The 16,030-nt window shown below is 68.6% G+C and carries 17 protein-coding genes and 1 pseudogene; 8 read left to right on the top strand and 10 right to left on the bottom strand.

The genetic code is table 11. The annotated features are described in order from the left end of the window. Positions 1-116: 116 nt before the first annotated feature. The 5 genes and pseudogenes from ETD86_RS44440 to ETD86_RS44425 form a co-directional block, all read right to left on the bottom strand. A complete protein-coding gene (locus ETD86_RS44440; protein WP_138672656.1) occupies positions 117-521 on the bottom strand; it encodes an RNA polymerase sigma factor in 405 nt (134 codons plus the stop codon). A 374-nt stretch (positions 522-895) separates the two neighbouring features. Continuing rightward, the gene (locus tag ETD86_RS44435) at positions 896-1,570 is read right to left on the bottom strand and encodes an IS5 family transposase (RefSeq protein ID WP_281287064.1); all 675 of its coding nucleotides are present in this window, start codon (positions 1,568-1,570) and stop codon (positions 896-898) included. 5 nt (positions 1,571-1,575) lie between these two features. Continuing rightward, positions 1,576-1,746: a transposase gene (locus tag ETD86_RS57550; RefSeq protein WP_211370699.1), complete on the bottom strand. Its 171-nt coding sequence runs from the start codon at positions 1,744-1,746 to the stop codon at positions 1,576-1,578. Between the two features lie 3 nt (positions 1,747-1,749). Then, positions 1,750-2,163, bottom strand: a complete 414-nt coding sequence (locus tag ETD86_RS44430) for a hypothetical protein (protein WP_138672655.1) — start codon at positions 2,161-2,163, stop codon at positions 1,750-1,752. 3 nt (positions 2,164-2,166) lie between these two features. Next, a pseudogene (locus tag ETD86_RS44425) lies at positions 2,167-3,050 on the bottom strand (DUF6192 family protein). A 537-nt stretch (positions 3,051-3,587) separates the two neighbouring features. On the opposite strand from ETD86_RS44425, the gene ETD86_RS59425 reads away from it, so the two are divergent. Together ETD86_RS59425 and ETD86_RS44415 are read left to right on the top strand one after the other, a co-directional pair. After that, positions 3,588-3,827, top strand: a complete 240-nt coding sequence (locus ETD86_RS59425) for an SDR family oxidoreductase (protein WP_138672653.1) — start codon at positions 3,588-3,590, stop codon at positions 3,825-3,827. Positions 3,828-4,355: 528 nt separating this feature from the next. Beyond that, on the top strand, positions 4,356-5,549 hold the full coding sequence (locus ETD86_RS44415) for a winged helix DNA-binding domain-containing protein (RefSeq protein ID WP_138672652.1): 1,194 nt from the start codon (positions 4,356-4,358) through the stop codon (positions 5,547-5,549). Positions 5,550-5,659: 110 nt separating this feature from the next. Here the strand turns inward: ETD86_RS44415 and ETD86_RS44410 are convergent, their stop codons facing one another. Beyond that, positions 5,660-6,625, bottom strand: coding sequence for a helix-turn-helix transcriptional regulator (locus ETD86_RS44410; protein WP_138672651.1), 966 nt, complete (start codon positions 6,623-6,625; stop codon positions 5,660-5,662). Between the two features lie 96 nt (positions 6,626-6,721). Between ETD86_RS44410 and ETD86_RS56030 the strand changes: the two genes are divergently transcribed. From ETD86_RS56030 to ETD86_RS44395, 4 genes are all read left to right on the top strand, one after another. Then, positions 6,722-6,874 (top strand): hypothetical protein, encoded by a 153-nt coding sequence (locus ETD86_RS56030; protein ID WP_170223598.1) that lies wholly within the window; start codon positions 6,722-6,724, stop codon positions 6,872-6,874. A gap of 28 nt (positions 6,875-6,902) precedes the next feature. Further along, positions 6,903-7,721, top strand: a complete 819-nt coding sequence (locus ETD86_RS44405) for an NAD(P)H-binding protein (protein ID WP_138672650.1) — start codon at positions 6,903-6,905, stop codon at positions 7,719-7,721. 701 nt (positions 7,722-8,422) lie between these two features. Then, positions 8,423-8,971 carry an RNA polymerase sigma factor gene (locus tag ETD86_RS44400; RefSeq protein ID WP_138672649.1) on the top strand — a complete coding sequence of 183 codons (549 nt, stop codon included), beginning with the start codon at positions 8,423-8,425 and terminating at the stop codon, positions 8,969-8,971. Beyond that, positions 8,968-9,954: a hypothetical protein gene (locus ETD86_RS44395; protein WP_138672648.1), complete on the top strand. Its 987-nt coding sequence runs from the start codon at positions 8,968-8,970 to the stop codon at positions 9,952-9,954. The genes ETD86_RS44400 and ETD86_RS44395 overlap by 4 nt, the downstream gene beginning before the upstream one ends. A 174-nt stretch (positions 9,955-10,128) precedes the next feature. On the opposite strand, the gene ETD86_RS44390 is transcribed toward ETD86_RS44395, so the two are convergent. From ETD86_RS44390 to groL, 3 genes are all read right to left on the bottom strand, one after another. Then, the gene (locus ETD86_RS44390) at positions 10,129-11,046 is read right to left on the bottom strand and encodes an aldo/keto reductase (protein ID WP_138672647.1); all 918 of its coding nucleotides are present in this window, start codon (positions 11,044-11,046) and stop codon (positions 10,129-10,131) included. Beyond that, positions 11,043-12,092 (bottom strand): glycoside hydrolase family 113 protein, encoded by a 1,050-nt coding sequence (locus ETD86_RS44385; RefSeq protein ID WP_138672646.1) that lies wholly within the window; start codon positions 12,090-12,092, stop codon positions 11,043-11,045. Before ETD86_RS44385 ends, ETD86_RS44390 begins: the two co-directional genes overlap by 4 nt. 146 nt (positions 12,093-12,238) lie before the next feature. Then, positions 12,239-13,864, bottom strand: coding sequence for a chaperonin GroEL (gene groL / locus ETD86_RS44380; protein WP_138672645.1), 1,626 nt, complete (start codon positions 13,862-13,864; stop codon positions 12,239-12,241). A gap of 214 nt (positions 13,865-14,078) precedes the next feature. Here groL and ETD86_RS44375 point away from each other — a divergent pair, with 214 nt between their 5' ends. Beyond that, entirely contained in the window at positions 14,079-14,693 is a 615-nt protein-coding gene (locus ETD86_RS44375) for a TetR/AcrR family transcriptional regulator (RefSeq protein WP_138672644.1), read from the top strand. A 152-nt stretch (positions 14,694-14,845) separates the two neighbouring features. On the opposite strand, the gene ETD86_RS44370 is transcribed toward ETD86_RS44375, so the two are convergent. Next, the gene (locus ETD86_RS44370) at positions 14,846-15,208 is read right to left on the bottom strand and encodes a winged helix-turn-helix transcriptional regulator (RefSeq protein ID WP_138672643.1); all 363 of its coding nucleotides are present in this window, start codon (positions 15,206-15,208) and stop codon (positions 14,846-14,848) included. Positions 15,209-15,266: 58 nt separating this feature from the next. Here ETD86_RS44370 and ETD86_RS44365 point away from each other — a divergent pair. Continuing rightward, the coding region (locus ETD86_RS44365) for an SDR family oxidoreductase (RefSeq protein ID WP_170223597.1) at positions 15,267-16,030 on the top strand (764 nt) is incomplete at its 3' end.

Here is a 16,030-nt window from a genome sequence, read left to right as displayed (position 1 = left end):
TCAGGGTCTACGCTGTGGCTCGCGGCCACCGCACGATCTTTGGTTGTCTTCACAAACTCCGAATGATCACGCGGTGGCCGTCGCCATGTGACCCGATCCCTCAAGATCGCGAAGTGTCACTGGAGTACTAGGCCCTCCCAGGCGACCAGGGCCAGTAATTCCCGGTCGTCGTCGGGCAGGGCCCGAAATATCTGGGCGATCGCTTCCCGTTCGAGCCTGCTGCCGGGGGAATCCGCGTAACGGTCGGCCATCTTGAGGTCGAGTTCGGCGCTGCGGGCCTTGCGGCGGCCCTCGCTACGGTGGTGGTTGGCCAGCACGTTGCGCGCCACGCCGTAGAGCCATAACGTGGCCCCTTCCCCTGACGGAAGATCGTCCATCCGCCGCCAGGCGATCGTGAAGGTCTCCGCGACCACGTCCGCGGCGTCCTGCGGCGAGTCGCAGCGGCGCACGGCATACGCTGTGATCTGGCCATATGTCTCCCGGTAGACGGCCTCGAACCTGGCCAGCCGTTCGTCATCCACGGGCGATTCCCATGAGCGACTCCTTAATAAGCACGAAATGCAGATATGCCTCCTATGTGTGGAGCGCGCCCATCATTACGCGCCAACGTCAAGAAGTTTCAGCGAGGCCCAACCCGGGATCGCCGACCTGCTGGACAAGTAACACCGGGCGAGCAGATCTCGCAGAGCACTATCGTGATGCTGGCCGTGATGCTGGCGGGTAACCAGGCGTGTGCGCAGGTCGCTCCCGACCGCAGGCCTGCAGGCCTGACCTGCCCCGGCTCGTGACACGGTTGGCCATGCTGGCGGGCGTAGCCAACGAGCAGGATCACGAGGCGGCGGCTTTCTTCGCCTCCTTCAGACCCACCGCGGCCTCCTGAACCGGCCTCACTCTCTCAGGCAGCACGCGGCGCGGCCGCTGGCTTTCGGGTCCAGGCCTGCGGCCTCTTCCTAGTCAGTCGCCTGGTCATGAGCGTGATCGACGCAACGGTCAAGTGGGCTTCACTATGTGAGGGCTTGCGTTCGAAGTCGACCACATTGCGACGAGCGTTCATCAGCCAGGACAGGGACCTCTCGACGATCCAACGTCTTGCGAGCACTTTGAACCCCGTCTGACCAGGCCGTTTAGTCACGATCTTCAGAGTGAGGCGCAGGAAACGGCGGGCCCACTCCACCAGCGTCCCGGCGTAGGCGCTGTCGCCCCAGACGAGGGTGAGCTGCGGGTGCAGCATTCGCAGCCGGGCCAGCAACTCCCGGGCGGCGTCGCGGTCGGGCTGCCCGGCCGGCGTGACCATCACCGCCATGAGCAGGCCGAACGTGTCCACGACCACGTGACGCTTCCTGCCCGACACCTTCTTCCCGGCGTCATAGGAGCGGGAACGCCCGGTGACGGTGGCCGCGGCGCGCACCGACTGGGAGTCGATGACGCCGGCGACCGGGTTAGGGCAGCGTCCCGCATGCAGCCGGATGGCGCGGCGGAGCTCATCACGGATCCGGTTGAAGACCCCGGCCCTGGCCCAGCGGCTGAAGAAGCCGAACACGGTCTTGAAAGGCGAAAATCCGCAGGTAATGCCCTCTATTTCGCCGCATTGTCGGTGATGTACCTGATCGCATCGAACACGTCGCGGCGGTGATGCTTCTCCGGGCGGCCGCCCTTGGGGGTCTGACATGCGGGCACCGGCAACAACGGCTGGATGAGCGCCCATTCTTCGTCGGTGGTGTCTGAGGGGTAGCGGCGGGGACGCACGAGTCACACCCCCGCCTTGTTGACCAGGTTCAGCGCCGTCTGGACCACGTTGAGCTGGCCCAGCACCAACTTGATCCACTCCTCCTCCGGCGTGAGCGCCGCATGAGGCGCCACTGTGGCCGACAGGAACCGGCCGATCCGGGTCAGCTCGGTGCGCAACCGCGAGCGCTCGTAGGCGATCCAGTCATCCGGCATGGACGCGAAGGCATATCCGCCGGCGTAGGTCCAGATCAGCGGAGTCAGGTTGGCCATCGCCGAGACCTCACGGACGTAGAGGATGCCCTTGCGGACCTGATAGAGGCTCAGGCCGGTAGCGGCCACGAGTTGCCGGGCGGTCAGCCCGGCCGGGCGGGCCTCCAGCAGCGCCAGGCGCACCTGCTCCCCGCAGACGTTGGCCGCCAGGCCCCTGGCGGGCACGGTCTACTCGCCGCGCAGCAGCCGGGCCAGGCTCTCATCAAGGCTCACGTCCCCCGACTCGATGGCGGCCTCCAGCCAATCGGCTGTCGCCCGGACGCGGGCCACGTTACGCGCCACCGCGGCGCGCTCTTCGCCGGTGAACCGATGGTCGCGGAGCCTGGCAGAATCCGCCCGACCGAGGCCACGAACAGGGAGCACGCCCCGATCAGGTCGAGGAAGTCGCGGCTTCGCTCGATGCGGGGCAGGGCGGGCGTGCGCTTGCGTACCACCTGGCCGGCCAGCAGGGCGTGCTCGACCTGCGCCCGGTTGACCATGTGCTTGGCCAGGTCGTCGCGCATGGACCGCTCAGCCGCCTGTGGCCGGCGCAGCAGATCGGTGGCTACCCGCACGGCGACCTCCTCATCGCGTGCCAGGTCGTGGATCCGTGCGACCTTCTGCTGCACCGAGGCGGTGTTGACGAGCTTCTGGTCCACGGCCTGCTTGGCGGCCGTGTCGGTCCACCGACGGGTTCCGGTGCGGTTATCCAGCGGAGGGTTGGCGATGCGCGCCCACCGCTCCTCATCGTCGCGGATGGAAGCCAGCGTCTTGTGAATGTAGTACGGGACCCCTGCCTGGCGGTGCTGGGCCGGCCAACGGGAGGCCACCCAGCGGTGGGTCTCCAACGTCTTTACCGGGATGGCCAGGTCATCGGCGAACAGCTGCAGCGATTCCAAGACGCCGAACAGTGCCTCGCCCTGGTTGGGGTGCGCACCGCCGTGCGGCTGGATCGGTTCGAGCTCCAGCGCCAGATCGCCGAGCTGGAATTGGGAACGGGTTTGGAGCTCGACCAGCTCCCGGCCGCGGGTGACGATCTGGTCGTAGCGCTCCTGGGTGACGTGCCCGATCATGGTCGGCATGGTCCGCTCTCCCCTCGCATGAGACGTACGGGACAACGGCGGGATGCGGACCATCAACACATGGCATGCGCTTGATCACGAGACGTGACAATCCCTGGCAGGCAAGGTCTTTTCGCCTCACCCCGAGCGCGATCCAAGATCACTTAGGGGGATCGAAGACAACCTCTTAGAGACTGGTCGTTCGGCTCATCGAGCGGACCAGAAAGATGCCCGCGATGTGGAATCCGGCCAGGCAGATGATCGCGATCTTCTCGTAGCGGGCACAGATCGTCTCCAACTCTGCGAGCAGGGGGTGGGGGCCAGACCAAGTACGAGAGAAAGGGGCAGTGTCCTGCCCTAGCGGCTGCGGCGAGGGTGACGTTCCTGCCGCGCAGGGCGGCGACCTTCGGCACCGCGCTCATACCGGCCGCCCGGCGGCGAGCGCTGTGCCGGTCCGAGTGATGTACCGGATAACGTGCTGGAGTCGCGCACCCGGCCGGCGAAGGGTTCTCCTGGTCGCCGAGCCGCCATGATCGCTCATGTCGGCATCTGGACCTCCGGCGTCGGGGACGCCGTCTCCCCCGCCAAGCTCACCGCCGTCAACTCCGCACTTCAGGTGGACGAGGCACCTTCCGCGGTGTGCTGGAACACCTGTCCAGCGTGCGCGCGTTGCGCCGCTCACCGCGCGTGGCACAGGTCGCCGCCACCGCCGCGTTCCTGGCCTCCGACCACGCCGCCGCGATCACCGGCACGTTCGTCAACGTCACCAGCGGCACCTTCCCCAGCTGAGCGCCCGCACCACGATGAACTCGCCACACAGCCAAGACGTCATCTTCCACACCCTCGCCGCCCAGCCCGTCGCCCGCGTACGGCACACCGTCGCCGTGGCCCAGCTCCAGCACTCCCGAGCGGACGGCCTGACCGCGCTGTGGCGCTACCTGTCGAGCACGACGTGCAGCCGGACGGGCCACCGTACGTGCGCTACGGTGAACCCAGCTACGAGCCATGGCCCCGCGCACCGCGCGGGGCCATGGTCGCGTCCGGCCTCGGCATCCCTCATCGTGGTCAATCCTGTTCGTCGCCTTCGGCCCTCGCATCGCGCAGAGGCCGCAGGTTCCCCAGCTCCCACGGACGCGCTCATCGCCAGGGGCGTCACTCGCAGCAACCTGGGCCAGCCCGTGGAGGCCGAATGGGTGTGCTATCCCACGGAGGCGGGCGAGCACCGCGTTCGGCGGCGGCACCATGACATGAGGCCCAATCGTCGATGAGTTGCCGCGTGCGCCTCGATCTGTCGGCCCTCTGCGCCAGGATGGCCCCGTGCGCTTGGTAACCGATGAGGAGCGCCGCGCCCGGTTGGGCGTGCGGCACGCTCTCGCCCCCACGGCCAAAGCGGCCTCTCCCGAGGACGCCGCCCGTGCCGTGGTGTGTCTACACGCCACCGACCCGCCGAGCGTGCACCTGTCCTGCTGGGCACGGGTCGACGCGTTCGACATCGACGACGTCGAACGGGCGCTCTACGACACACGCTCCCTCATTCGACAGCAGTCGATGCGCGAGACCCTGTTCGTGTTCCCCCGCGATCTTGTGCCGGCGGTGTGGGGAAGTGCCTCAGCCCGGGTGGCCGCGGCCCATCGCAAACGACTGGTCAGGGACCTCCAACGCTGGGGGCCGGCCGCTGAGGGGCAGGGAGCCGCATGGCTCGCGACTGCGGAGGAGGCGGTGCTGGCACGCCTGGCCGACGGCGTGCCGCGGACATCGAAGCGGGTACGCGAGGAAGTGCCCGAGGCCGCCGGTTTCATCGAGCAGGCTCCGGACAAGTCCTGGGGAGGACGGATCGCGATCGCTCCCCGAGTGCTCACCCAGCTGAGCCTGGACGGCGCGGTGGCGCGCGCGGCCAACGCTGGAGCCTGGTACACGAGTCGCCCGACATGGACGACGACACAGGCGTGGTGGGGGGATGAGATGCCCGAGGCGCTTGCGGCGCGGCAGGGCTATGCCGAGTTGGTGTCCCGGTGGCTGTGGTCCTACGGCCCCGGCACCGTCGATGACCTCGCTTGGTGGCTCGGCGCCACCAAGTCCGCAGTCCGCACCGCGCTGGACGACATCGGCGCGCAGCGGGTGTTGCTGGAGGACGGCTCGGTCGGGTGGCTACGCGCGGACGATCTCGCGCCGGTCGTCGCCGCCGAGCCGTGGGTCGCGCTCCTGCCGTTGCTCGATCCGACCGTGATGGGCTGGAAGGCACGCGCCTTCTACCTCGGTGCGCACGCACCCCAGTTGTTCGACAGTGCGGGCAACGCCGGGACTACCGCCTGGGTCGACGGACGCGTCGTCGGTGCATGGGTGCAGGATCCCGGCGGTGTGGTCGAGCTGCGCCTGCTTGATGACGATGTCTCCCCGCAGGCCCGCGAGGCGTTGGCGGCCGAAGCGCGGCGGCTCAGCGCGCGGCTCGACGGCCAGCGGGTGTTCACCGTCTACCCCTCACCGGCCATGCAGCCCGGCGCCGGACGTTGACGCAGAGGGGGGCCTGGGGCGGTGCGTGTTTCCTCCGTGTCCCCTGCTCCGTGTCCCCTGCTCCGTGTCGGCACCGCCCGGTTCTGCTCCCCTGAAGACCGTTGCGCGGGTCATGGAGGCTCTTGAGTGCCGGCGGTGAGGCGTCGCCCCCAGGCGCGCATGTAGGCGATGGCTTCCGGTGGGCCGTGGACCACAACGGGGGCGTCGAGTGCTCCGATGCAGAAGGTGGCCCAGTCCAGGGAGTCGGCGGCGATCTCCACCCGGCACGAGGCGTCGTCGATGGGTTCCACCGTCCCGTAGTGCGCGATCTCCTCCCGCACCCGTTCGGCGGGGGCCCCGACCGTGGCGCGGACGGGATACCTGGCGGGCATCGCCCTGATCCGGGCGCGCACGTACTCGACGGCGTCGTCGGCGGGCAGGGGGCGGGAGGCGAACGTCGTGCCGGTGCGGCTCGCATCACCGATGCGGTCGACGCGGAAGGTGCGCCAGTCGGCTCGGTCGAGGTCCCAGGCGATGAGGTACAGGCGGTTCTCGACGCGGACGATGTGGTGCGGGTGGACTGTCCTGGCCGCGGTCTGACCAGTGCGGGTGCGGTAAGCGAACTCCACCGTCTCGGTGTCGCGGCAGGCCAGGGCGAGGGTCGTCAACGAGGCGACATCGGTGATGCCCACGCGTGCCTCGGGGTTTCGCGCCGGGACGGCGACGGCGCGGAGGCTGTCGATGCGGCGTCGGATCCGCACGGGAAGCACCTGGACGATCTTGGCCATGGCGCTCAGCGCGGCGTCGGCTGACGTCGGGAAGGGGCCGGAGGTGATCTCTTGGAGCCCCATGACGATGGCGGCGGCCTCGTCCTCGCTGAGTACCAGGGGCGGGAGCGAGGCGCCGGGGCTGAGTTGGTAACCGCCGCCGGTGCCCCGTGTGGCGGTGATCGGATACCCGAGCTCCTGGAGGCTGTCGATGTCGCGGCGGAGCGTGCGCTGGCTGACGCCGAGGCGGCGCGCGAGCTCGTGGCTGGGCCAATGGCGCCGGTTCTGCAGCAGTCCGAGGAGTTCGAGGACGCGGGTGCCGGTCGACATGGGCCCACTCTAGGCCCACTTGTGGACATATAGCGGCCACAAGTCCAGTGATGATGGGAACCGCCACCGAAGCAGGAATGGAGCGTAGGCCGACACATGATCAGCACTGCCAATCTGTCCCGGAGTTTTCGGGCTCCCAACGGCGATGAGGTCCGCGCCGTCCGTGGCATCGACCTCTCCGTGGCGCACGGGGAAGTCGTCCTCGGCTTCGTCCTCGGGCTTCGCGCCCTGCGCGCCAGCACCGACTGACAACACCCGCACGAAAGGACCCACGAACATGCGCATCCTCGTCACCGGAGCGACCGGCCAGGTCGGGCGGCACCTCGTCACGCGACTCCACGAAGCCGGACACCACGTCCGCGCACTCTCCCGCACCCCCGCCAAAGCCGACCTCCCGACCGGTGTCGAGGTGGTGGCGGGCGACCTCACCGATGCCGCCACGCTCGGAGCGGCCTTCGAAGGGGTCGACGCGATCCACCTGATCACCTTCGGCGGCGACGGCGACCTGACCAACGGCCCCGAGATCATCGACCTGGCCGCACGCCACGGCATCACTCGGGCCACGGTCCTCGGCGGCTGGTCGCCCACCAGTATCGAAAGCGCCCTGGAGTCCAGTGCGATCCGCTGGACCCTGCTGCAGCCGGCGGAGTTCATGTGCAACGCCCTCGAATGGGCCGATGAGATCCGCTCCCAGGGCACTGTGTCCATGCTCGCCACCTTCCCCAGCGCGATGGTTCATGAGGCCGACATCGCCGCCGTGGCCGCCACCGCGCTCACCCACGGGGGCCACGAGGGTCGTAGCTACCCGATCACCGGGCCCGAAGCCCTTACCCCGGCGGAACGCACCCGGATCATCGCCGAGGCCACCGGGCAGGACATCGCCTTCGTGCACCTGAGCGAGGACGCGGAGCGCGCCCGGCTGCGCGGCTACGGATACGACAAGGACTACGTGGAGTTCGGGATCCAACTGGCCACGAACCCGCCCGAGGTCAGCGGTGTGGTCATGCCCACCGTCGAGGACCTCACCGGCACGCCCGCGCGAACCTTCGCCCAGTGGGCGCGGGAACACGCTGAAAGGTTCCGCACCGCGCCCTGACCCGCACGAGTGGGGGCCCTTCTGTGCGATGGAACGAAATCCGGCGTTAACCACGTCCGGAGGACCGCAACGGCAGGGGGCACTGACCTGGGATAACCCCGTTAACGCCGGATTCCGTTCCAAATCTCTCTGACCCCCGGAAAGCGGCCGTGCTGAGCGAAGAACCTACGGCGCTACTTCAAGCCCACGCCCGAGGCCATCGCCGAGATCACAAGCCTGCTCGCCCCAGCAGCAACGGCTGACCCCTAGACTCTTGCTAAATCAAGATCGCCATTGTGGCTTTTGGGCTCACCTTGGCTGGACCCTTGCTCGGCCCCGAACCCCGCGCGAAGGTGCCGGGCAGGACGACTGCCGCCTTCAGCCTCGGTGCCTAAGGCCTACCGGCCGACCTGCCGGCGGCACCGTTCGGGTGGCGTTTCAGCCTGCTGTCCCATCGGTGGTGATGGAACATGCCGACCCCTGCCGATCTGCGGGAACCCAACAAGGGGTGGTGGGGCCTCCTTACCGACAGGCCGCTTTCGGGGAGATCTCCGGTCGCTCCATCCCTGATATCTGACGTCAAGGCGCGGCTCCTGCGGATGCGCGGCAGTCCGAAACCCTGAAAAGTTCGTAGATTCGCGCGAAATGGTGGGGCACTTTTCGCCATGTAGGGATATGTCCGCGTTTCGTACGACGAAGGAGACCAGCCATGGGAATCGCCCGTGGATGACGACGGGGTGACCAGGTTCGAGGCCGTCTACAGGGAGACGTACGACCAGATTGCAGCCTACGCCGCGCGCCGCTGCGACTCCCCGCAGGACGCGGCCGATGTCGTGGCGGAGACCTTCACCATCGCCTGGCGCCGGGTGGGCGACCTGCCGCCGGGACAGGAGGCCAGGCTCTGGCTGTATGGCGTGGCGCGCAAAGTGCTGGCCGACCACCGTCGGAGCACGGTCCGGCAGCGGCTGCGCAGCGTGGAGCTTGACGCGGAGATGGCCGACCTTTTTGGGGATTCCCCTGACAGCGGCGTCGAGCTGAGCGTGATCGGCGCAGTGTTCCGGGGCCTGTCCGACGACGACCGTGAGCTTCTATCGCTGGTCGCCTGGGAGGGCCTGGGGCGCGAGGAGATCGCCACGATGCTGGGTCTGTCACGCAACGCCGTGCGCATCAGGTTGTATCGCGCCCGCCGGCGCTTTTCGCGCGCGCTCGACGAAGCCGGTGTCCGATTCACATCAGCAAGCCGGATGATTCCGGCGGGGAGGTCGGCGTGAGGAACGTCGATGAGATCAACGAACTGCTGCGGCCACTGGCCCGGGTCGAGCCCGGACAGCCGGACAGCCACGCGTCCGGTGCGGGGGCACGGGCGCTGCTGGCCTCGATCGCCGCCCAAGAGCCCGGCCTCATCCCCAGTGAGCTGGGGCGCACCCGCCGGTACGTTCCGCACCGGCCTGGCCGTCTTGTGCTGGCCCTGACCGCTGCGGCGGTGCTCGCAACAGGCATCGTGGTGGGTCCGAGCCTGCTAGGGGACGGACCTGGCGTGGCGGTCTCCTACGCCAACTCCGCGGTGGAGATCCACCGAGAAGACGACCATTACGTTGCCCGCATCAAAGACCCGTTCGCCGAGTACGCCAAGTACACCGAGGCGTTCCACGCGGTCGGCCTGAAGGTCCGTCTTCGCCCGGTGCCCGTCTCGTCAGGCGGGGTGGGGAAGATCCTCGGGATGATCATTGCGGTCGGGGGTTCCTCTCACCCCGTCGCGGAGGCCAAGCCGGATCCTGCCGGCCCCCGGTTCGGCGGTGTCCCCCTCTCGATGGGGACGACGCCCGAAGGATGTCAACCAGGACAGAACAGCCAATGCATCATGGTGATGCGGATCCCCGCCGGTTTCACTGGCGACGTGGATGTCAGGCTGGGACGCCAGGCGAAGCCGGGAGAGGAATACGCGAACTTCGACTCGGCCATGGCTCCAGGCGAGATGTTCGACGGGGTCCGGTTGCGAAAGGGCCGCCCTGTGGACGACATCCTGGCTGAGGTGCGCAAGCGTGACCTGACCGCGGTATACAGCCTCATTCGGACGGATGAGAAGACGGGCGGTCTGTCCTTCGAGCCGCTACCTGCGGACCAGGTCGGACCCGGCTGGATCGTCTGGAACGCGTGGCAGGTGAAGGCCGGCGTGATCCGGCTGCTCGTCACACCCGAGCGTCTGCCCGAGAACCCGTTCTACAACGGAAGCGCGCCACCGCCCGCCTCCTGACCATGGCTGACAAGGTCGGTTCCCGCCCCCGCAACGGGCGGGAACCGTCCAGTTTGATCGATCCTCAACTCACAGCACCGAAGGCGCCCTGGCGACGCCATCGGCAGCCCTGCCACCGTCGCCGGAGGACAGCCGACCTGGATGAGGCATCCGGGACACGGCCTTTTGAGCCTCCTACCTCGGGTTGAGGCGGTCCCGGAGTGCGTCGCACACATCCGCCGGGAGCGGGCCCTTCTCGGCGGCTGCGACATTGGCCTGCACGTGCGCGACCTGGGTCGAGCCGACGATCAGCGAGTGCAGATCTTGGTGGCTGAGGATGAAGCGGAGCAGGAGCTCCATCGTCGAGGCGCCGTCTACCAGATCGTCCAGGCCGGCGGCGGCGAGCCGCGCGTGGCGGTCGGCGAGCGGCCGGCGCATCGGCTCTGGCATGGCCTCGGGCGGAGCCACGAGCGGGCGGGCGATTGAGCCGCGAGCGATCGTCCCCGCTCCGGCTGCCGCGGCGGCGCTGATGAGTTCCTCGTGGGAGCGGTCGAGCGCCGAGTAGGGGACGAGGAAAACGTCGAACACCCCGATCGCGACGTGCTCCGGAAGATGGGGCAGATTCCCTGACATGCCGGTGAAGCGGATCGCGCCCTCGTCCTGAAGGGCCAGCATCTCGGCGATGGTGTCGTCGGCATGCATCACGGCGACGCTCGGGCTCATGTGCACCATCAAGATGTCAAGGTGGTCGGTGCGCATCCGGCGCAGGCTCTGCTCGACGCACGCGCGGACGTTCGCCCTCGTGTACACGTGCGGAGGGAACGTCCGTGGGTCACCGCCCGCGGCGAGTGGGCAGCCGCACTTGCTGGAAAGGACGAACTCGTCGCGCCGGTGCGAAATCCAGCGGCCGATGTGCTCCTCGGCGTCGCCGTAGTCCGGCGAGGTGTCGATGAGGTTCACTCCCGAGTCGAGGACCGTGTTCAATACCGTGCGGGCCTCATCGTCGGTCATCGGTCTGCCCCACGCCTGAGGCCCGCGCATCTCCATCGCACCGTAGCCGAGGCGGCTCGCCTGCAATCCGGTCCTTCCGAGCTTCGCGGTTGGCAGCGTCACGTCATCGTCCTCCTTTCGATCTCGGCCCTTCTGGCGCGTCCGTATTCGGCGAGGGTGTGGAAGGCGGCTTTGGGCTCCCACGGCAGCCCTGGATAGGTCGTCCCTGTGCGGCCGTGCTCCAGGATCTTGACGATGCCGAAGCTCGCGGTGTCGAAGTCTCGTTCGGGCTCGGAGGACGTCGGCAGGTCGCGGCGGGCGAACGTGTTGATGAACGCCGTATCCATGCCCTCCTCGTCGTAGATCTCGAGAAGCTCGCGCACGTACACAGCTTGCTCTTCTTCGTCCCGCACGACGGTTGCGGCCAGGCGGGGGCGGGCGCGTTCGTCCCATTCGATGATGGAGTCGCCGCGTCCGCCCAGAGCGGCGGCTCCCCGGTGGGTGGTGCAGCCGAACTCGGTGACGGCGAACGGCTTGCCCTGCGAGGTCAGCGCGCGCAGACCCGCACGGAAACCGTGCGCGGTGGTCGCGTCGCGGTATCCGGCGTCGGTGGCGATCATGTCGAACGGAGCCCAGTCCACGCCTTCGAAGGGCAGGGAGGCGTAACTGATCGGACCGCCGAACCGTTCGCGCACCGCCGCGACGGCTCGGGTGAGGAAGGTGTTGACGCGGGTGGGCAGTTCGGGGAGTACGGCGCGCAGGCGAGCGGGCTCGGCCATGAGGCCGATCCGCTCCTTCAGGCTGTCACCGGGCAGAAAGCCACTGGTGACCAAGCTGATCTCGGAGCCGGTGAGGAACACGACACGAGTCCCGTCCTGGCGCAGGCGTTCGGCACGTTCGGCACTGTCGACGATGAACGTCAGCAGCTCGTCTTGGGTGAGGCCGTTGGTGAACGGCGAGTACCAGACCTCCAGACCTGCGCGTGCGGCGTGATGGGCGGCGGTCTCAAGGCGGTCCGGATCTCCCCCGGTGACGCGGACCGCGTCGCCGTACAGTTCGTCGCGGATGATCTGCATTTCGCGGCGCACTGTGTCCGGGTCGAAGGGCTCGTGGGTGGTGGTTCCGGCAGATAGGAAGCCGGTGTCGTAGGTGACACCGTAGGCACGCATCAGGGGCCTCCGTGTGTGGTTGTGCGGGTGGGACCTGCGAGGGAGGCGGGCTTTGTGACCTGGGTTGCCGATGCACATCGACGAGCTGGTCCCAAAGCCCGGGACATCCGCCGACTCAGGTTCGCGACGCACAGGTGAAAGATGGGCTAGAAGTCCATGTCGCCGCCGCCCGGCATGGTCGGAGCAGCGGGGGTCTTCTCGGGCTTCTCCGCGATGACGGCCTCGGTGGTGAGGAAGAGCGCCGCGATGGAGGCGGCGTTCTGCAGCGCCGAGCGCGTCACCTTGGCCGGGTCGATGATCCCCGCCTCGAACATGTTGACGTACTCGCCCGTGGCGGCGTTCAGGCCCTCACCCGGGGTGATGTTGCGGACCTTCTCCACCACGACGCCGCCCTCGAGGCCGGCGTTGACCGCGATCTGCTTGAGGGGCTCCTCGAGCGCCTTCTTCACGATCGCGGCGCCGGTGGCCTCGTCGCCGTTGAGCTCGAGCTTGTCGAACGCCTTGGCGCCGGCCTGCAGCAGCGCCACGCCACCGCCGGGCACGATGCCCTCCTCGACGGCCGCCTTGGCGTTGCGCACGGCGTCCTCGATGCGGTGCTTGCGCTCCTTGAGCTCGACCTCGGTGGCCGCGCCGGCCTTGATGACGGCCACGCCGCCGGCCAGCTTGGCGAGGCGCTCCTGGAGCTTCTCGCGGTCGTAGTCGGAGTCGGTGCGCTCGATCTCGGCGCGGATCTCGTTGACCCGGCCGGAGATCTGCTCGGCGTCACCGGCGCCGTCGACGATCGTGGTCTCGTCCTTGGTCACGACCACCTTGCGAGCGCGGCCGAGCAGGTCGAGGGTGGCGTTCTCGAGCTTGAGACCGACCTCCTCGGCGATGACCTGGCCGCCGGCCAGGATCGCGATGTCGTTCAGCATCGCCTTGCGGCGATCGCCGAAGCCCGGGGCCTTGACCGCGACCGACCGCAGGACACCCTTCATCTTGTTGACGATCAGGGTCGCCAGGGCCTCGCCCTCGACGTCCTCGGCGATGACCAGCACCGGTGCGCCCGCCTGCACCACCTTGTCGAGCAGTGGCAGCACGTCCCTGTTGGCGGAGACCTTGCCGCTCACGATCAGCACGTAGGGGTCGTCCAGGACCGCTTCGAGCCGGTCGGAGTCGGTGATGAACAGTGGGGCGATGTACCCCTTGTCGAAGCGCATGCCCTCGGTGAGCTCGAGCTCCAGGCCGAAGGTGTTGCTCTCCTCGACGGTGATGACGCCTTCCTTGCCGACCTTGTCCATCGCCTCGGCGATGAGCGCCCCGATCTCGGGGTCGGCGGCGGAGATGGCGGCCGTGGAAGCGATCTGCTCCTTGGTCTCCACGTCCTTGGCCAGCTTGGAGAGCTCCTCGCTGACCCGCTCGACGGCGGCCTCGATGCCCTTCTTCAAGGCCATCGGGTTGGCGCCGGCGGCGACGTTACGCAGACCCTCGCGTACCAGCGCCTGGGCGAGCACGGTGGCGGTGGTGGTGCCGTCACCCGCGACGTCGTCCGTCTTCTTGGCGACTTCCTTGACCAGCTCGGCGCCGATCTTCTCCCACGGGTCCTCGAGCTCGATCTCCTTGGCGATGGACACACCATCGTTGGTGATCGTGGGAGCGCCCCACTTCTTCTCCAGCACGACGTTGCGGCCCTTGGGGCCCAAGGTCACCTTGACGGCGTCGGCGAGCTGGTTCATACCGCGCTCGAGACCGCGCCGGGCGTTCTCGTCGAACGCAATCATCTTCGATGCCATTACTGCTCCTGCTCTTGATGGGCCTTTCCGGGACGGCGCCCGCGACGGACGGACTGTCAGCAGGCGGACGGCCTGCCGGCAGACCCCGCCGTCCCGGCTCACGCCTTCAGTGGCACTGTCTGGGCGTGAGTGCCAGGCGTCCCAGCGCACTCTACCCACACTTTGCGTGCCACGCACATAGTGCGCGGCACGCAAAGTCGGGTAGAGTCTTCTCATGAACGACGACGCCATGGACCTCCGGGCGCGCAACAAGCAGGCCACCCGCGAGGCGATCAGCCACGCCGCGCTGCGTTTGGCCATCGAGCAGGGCCCTCACGGGCTGGCCCTCGTGCGCGTCCACGACATCGCCACGGCCGCGGGCGTCTCGCCCCGCACCTACAACAACTACTTCTCCAGCAGGGAGGAGGCGATCTGCTCCTTCCAGGCCGACCAGTCCAGGCGCGCGGGTGAGGCGCTGCGCTCCAGGCCCGCCGCCGAGCCACTCCACCAGGCCGTCATCGCGGCCGTGATCGAGCTCTACACCAACCCCGAGCCCGACAAAGCCGGCCTACGCATGATCATGTCAACACCCGAGCTGGAGGGCGAGGCGCTCAAGGCGTTCACCATGGCGGAGGGCCCGCTCGCCGAGGCGATCGCGACGCGCACCGGCACCGACCCCGGCCGCGACCTGTTCCCCGCCGTCACGGCCGCCGCGGTCGCCGGCGCGATCCGCGTGGCGGGGCGGCACTGGCTCGTACCGGGCAACACCGAATCCTTCGCCACCATCCTGCGCCGCGCCCTGTCCTGCGTCGTCCCCGCCGCGCCACCCGACGACGCGCAGGACCGGTGACCAGCACGCGCAGGCCCGGCGTTCGAGGCATCGGGGGAAGCCCACTTCGCCGCCCTGTTCCAGCCCGCTTCGCCGCCCTGTTCCAGCCCGCTTCGCCGCCCTGTTCCAGCCCGCCGAGGACCGCGTGGGCACGCTCTCCGGATCCCTCTCCGTCAGGAATCCTCCGCGTCGAGCGGGTGCTCCTCGCCCCACACGAGCATGGCGTACAGGATCCCGCTGAGGCTCTGGCCCTGCTCGGTGAGCTCGTAGACGACCCGGGGCGGCACCTCCGCGTGCACCGTCCGAGTGAGGATCCTCTGGTTCTCCAAGGCGCGCAGCCGGTCGGTGAGCGTCTTGGCGCTGGGCTCGCCCAGCGCGGACCGCAGCTCCCCGAACCGCTTGGGGCCGTCCAGCAGCTCCCGGATGATCAGTGTCGTCCATTTGCCGTCGAGCACCTTGAGCGTTCGCTCGACGCCGCACCCTCGCGGAGACACCGACTTCAACCGGTCGACGAGGTCCAGCCGATTGGTTTCCATATGGAAACAATATTTCATCCTAGGTACTACTTCATTTTGGAAACTAATGTGCCGATCCATGAGTAGATCAACCGTTGTCGTCCATGGAGCGACCGGCACCCAGGGCAGCCCTGTGGTCGGCCCACTCCTCGCCGCGGGCCACCACGTCCGCGCCATCGTCCGCCGTAACTCCGCGTCCGGCCTGCCCGCCGGCGCCGAACCGGTCTTCGCCGACCTGTCCGTTCCCTCCTCCCTGGCCGACGCCTACGCCGGGGCCGACGCGGTCGTCGTGCAACTGCCGCTGGTGTTCGCCGCCGACGCGGCGGTGCCGCAGGCCGAGGCGGTGCTCGGTGCGCTGAAGGGTGCGGGGGTACCGAGGGTGGTGTTCAACACCGGCGGGCCGCCGGTCACCGAGCCCACGGGGGTGCCCTTCGTCGACGCCCGGGCGCTGCTGTTCGCTGAGCTGCCGAGCGTCGTGGACGTCGCCGCGGTGGTGGGCCCGGCGTTCACGTACATGGAGAACCTGGCCGGCCCCTGGTCGCTCCCGCTCGTGGCCGCGGGGGAGATCGTCTACCCACTGCCCGCGGAGCTGCCGGTGCCGTGGCTCGCGCTCGATGACTTGGCCGCCGCCATCGTCGAGCTCGTCACCGACCCCGCCCCGCCACCGCTGCGCATCGTGTCCGGGCCTCAAGCACTCACCGGCGACCGGGCCGCCGCGGAGCTCGCCGCCGCGCTGGGGCACGAGCTGCGGTGGCGGACCGTCGAACCCCAGGAGTACGAGCGGATGCTGGCCCCGCACCTCGGCCCCGAGGCCGCCGCGGGCGTCGCCGCCGCCTACACCCC

This window comes from Nonomuraea turkmeniaca (assembly GCF_005889735.1).
GTDB classification, from domain to species: domain Bacteria; phylum Actinomycetota; class Actinomycetes; order Streptosporangiales; family Streptosporangiaceae; genus Nonomuraea; species Nonomuraea turkmeniaca.
The sequence above is the reverse complement of the archived record's forward strand: the minus strand, read 5'-3'. Positions and strand labels throughout refer to the sequence as shown.